The 2032-nt window shown below is 70.2% G+C and carries 1 protein-coding gene and 1 pseudogene; both read right to left on the bottom strand.

The window, feature by feature from the left end:
• Positions 1–707, bottom strand: a pseudogene (locus VP06_RS26410) (galactose oxidase-like domain-containing protein); the annotation flags it as partial.
• Between the two features lie 136 nt (positions 708–843).
• Positions 844–2032: AbfB domain-containing protein (locus VP06_RS26405; RefSeq protein ID WP_048466788.1), on the bottom strand; the 1189-nt coding region annotated here is incomplete at its 5' end.

The following is a 2032-nucleotide window of genomic DNA, read 5'->3' as shown; positions in this document are numbered from 1 at the left end:
CGGCTCTTGGCGCCGAACAGGCTGCGCCAGCCGTTGCCGTCGAAGATCTCCGGGGTCATCCCGGTCATCAGGCCCTTGTCGATGCTGCCCTGCGGGTCGCCCCAGCCGCCCTGATAGGGATAGGAGCCGCCCATGATGAGCTGCTGGCCGTTGGGCAGCGTCAGCATGGTCGAGTAGTAGCGGTCGTTGGCCAGCTTGGCATTGATGGCCGACACGCCGGTGCCGGTCCGGTTGAGGACGACGCTGCCCTTGTCGCTGCCGTTGTCGAAGATGCCGCCGGCGATGAACAACGACCCGTCGGTCCGGAACGTCTGCGCGGCGCAGAAGCTGTTGACGCCCGCAATCCCCGGCAGGGTGATGTGGCCGGTGCCGATGCCTTGCGTCGGGTCCCAGATGTCGAAGGTGCGGCCGTCCTGGGCGCCCGGGTTTCCGCCCGGCGTACCGTAGGACGCGACCTTGCCGCTCGGCAGCAGGCCGAGGGTGATGGCGTTCATCGGCCAGTTCTGCACGCCCGAGAACACACCGGTCATCGGCGCATTGTCGGGGAGGGCCACGCCGGACAGAACCGGATCGGCGACCTGATTCACCACCACGCCGAACTGCGCGGCATGGGCCGGGGAGAGGAGGCCTGTGCCCAGGATGGTCGCGGAGAGGAGGGCGGCGTCGCGCAAGGACGCGCGTCGCCCGGCCGTGGTCGGGGCGGTCATGATGTCGATGCTTCCCTAAGGTTCGGAGGATGTTTCTGTCGGCGCCCAGGGGCTGGGGAAGCCCCTGGGCGCCGGTGTCGGGGAGGAAGGGCTGCCGGTCGTCCGCGGGCGACCAGCTCGCTTGGACGAGGCGGGCCTATTGCGACAGGAAGGTCTGGTTGGCCCCGCCGTGGCAGGTCCAGGCCGCCGTCACCGCGCCGGGCTGCGTCGAGGCGTTCCAGACGTCGACGCAGAGGCCCCCGTTATTGACGGACACGAGGGCGTTGCCGGCGTTCTGGGGCCGCAGCGTCCAGGCTTGGTTGGTGCCGCCGTTGCAGGTCCATTGCGTGATCGGCGTGCCGGGCGCCGCCGGGGGCTTGAGCAGGCTCAGGTCGAGGCACTTGCCCGAGGCCTTGTTGACGTAGGCGATGCCGCCATTGCCCGGCGTCGCGGTCCAGGTCTGTTCCGGCACGCCGGTGCAGGCCTGCTGCGAGACGATGCCGCCGTCGCTGCCGTCGCCGGAAGCGATCGACAGGCACAGCCCCGAATGCGACGCCTTCAGCACCGAGGTCGTGGCGGTCAGGCCGTTTGCCGGGCAGAACGAGGCATCCTGCTTGAACAGGTCGCTGCCATCCGGCTTGGCGATATAGAACGTGAAGTTCGCGTGGCGCAGGTAGTAGCCGGGCCAGTCGATCGACTCGTAGGACGTGCAAGGTCCGGTGTTGCAGCCGCAGGTGCCGGCGAGCCCGGTGCGCGGGAGGAAGGTCGCGCCGCGCTTGAAGATGTCGCCGCCGTCGTTGGCCTGCTGGAAGATCTGGAAGTTCTGGTGCCGCAGGTACTGGCCGGCATTGGTGCTCGCCTGGAACGACACGCCCTGGCCAGCGAGCCCGGCGACCTGCCGGAACGTCGCCTGCTGCTTGTCGCCGGCATTGGCTGGGGTCACGAGCTTCGCCGCGCCGTTGACGTTGGTGAGATAGCTCGCCGTGTAGTTGCTCGATTGCAGGCTCACTGCCGTGCCGGTGCCGCTCGTTCCCGCGCCGGCATTCGTGCCCCCCGCGCCCCCGCCGGTGCCGCCGCCGGCCGTGCCGCCACCGGTCTGGCCGCCGCCGGTCTGACCGCCACCCGCGGAGGTCACCACGCCCGGGGCTGAAACCTGGCTCGGCGCCGCGACGCCGTTGCCGAGCGCCACGATCACGCCCGGCGAGGGCACGCCCTTCTGGTCGATCGCGACGAGCTGGTAGTAGCCGGGAGGCGCGACGTTGGCGCTGGGCGGCGCCTGCACGGTCACGGCGGTGCCGGCCTGCGTGAAGGCGGCGACGTAGCGGCGCTGGCCCGAGTTGAAGCTG

Origin of the sequence: Methylobacterium aquaticum, from assembly GCF_001043915.1 — a bacterium.
Classification (GTDB): domain Bacteria; phylum Pseudomonadota; class Alphaproteobacteria; order Rhizobiales; family Beijerinckiaceae; genus Methylobacterium; species Methylobacterium aquaticum.
The sequence above is the reverse complement of the archived record's forward strand: the minus strand, read 5'-3'. Positions and strand labels throughout refer to the sequence as shown.